Annotated in this window: 1 protein-coding gene; it reads right to left on the bottom strand. The window is 49.2% G+C overall.

What is annotated here, in order from left to right:
* Window positions 1–102 precede the first annotated feature (102 nt).
* Window positions 103–1,026 (bottom strand): tripartite tricarboxylate transporter substrate binding protein (locus R8N47_RS23775; RefSeq protein ID WP_318185922.1); only part of this gene is annotated, 924 nt, incomplete at its 5' end.

Here is a 1,026-nt window from a genome sequence, read left to right as displayed (position 1 = left end):
AATGTCCATATACGGTGAAACTTAGAGTGCAAATGCCGTTGGGGCGAATAGCAACTCAGGTTTTACGCTAAGTTGCTATCGGAGGGAGCCCCGGAATAACGGTTATTTCAGGAAGCCTAGCTCACGCATCAGGTCACCCATTTGCTTCTCTTGATCTTCAAGGAACGCGAAGAATGCTTTGTCCGCTTTGTAGTTGTCTATCCAACCATTGCGGTCACGAACGACTTGCCACTCGTCTGTGTTGTACATCTTAGTGAATGCGGCATTCCATTCGTCGACTTTCTTTTGGCTAACGCCCGGTGCAGCAAAGAATCCACGCCAGTTCGCAAATACCGTTTCGTTGCCGAATTCCGTTAATGTTGGAATGTTTGGCGCGGCTTCTAAGCGTTTTGGCGCAGTGATAGCAAGTACTTTCACTTGGCCAGATTTGGACATTTCCAGTACTTCACCTAAACCTGTTGAAAGCAATTGAGTTTCGCCAGAAAGCAGGGCTGCCATTGCTTTGCCGCCCGCATCATAGCCAATGTAACGGACTTTACGCGCATCAAAGCCTTCGCCTTTAAATGCCGCCGCAATGACAAGGTGATCCATAGAGCCGCGCGCTGAGCCACCAGCAATCTTCACTTTGCGAGGATCGGCTTCAAACGCTTTTACAGCATCTTCCCATGTGTTGTATGGCGAGTCTGCAGAAGCAACAATCGCGCCGTAGTCTGCAACAGTTGCAGCAACAGGCGTTAGGTCACGGAAGGATTGAGGAAAAATACCGCTAAGAGAACGCACAACGATTGGTGTTGAGTTCACCATGAGCGTGTCTTCTTGGCGATCTGCCGTTTCAATTAAGTGAGCGATGGCTTTACCACCGCCGCCACCTGATAGGTTTTGAAACGACACGTTTTCTACGATGTCTGATTTTACTAACACATCACCCGTACCACGGGCGGTCATATCCCAACCGCCGCCAGCGCCACCTGGGATCAAGAAGTGCATTTTTTCAATATCCGCAGCAAAAGCGTTGAATGAGAATGA

This window comes from Vibrio sp. 2132-1 (assembly GCF_033344315.1).
Note: the sequence above shows the minus strand (reverse complement) of the source record. Positions and strands in the feature narration are given on the sequence as shown.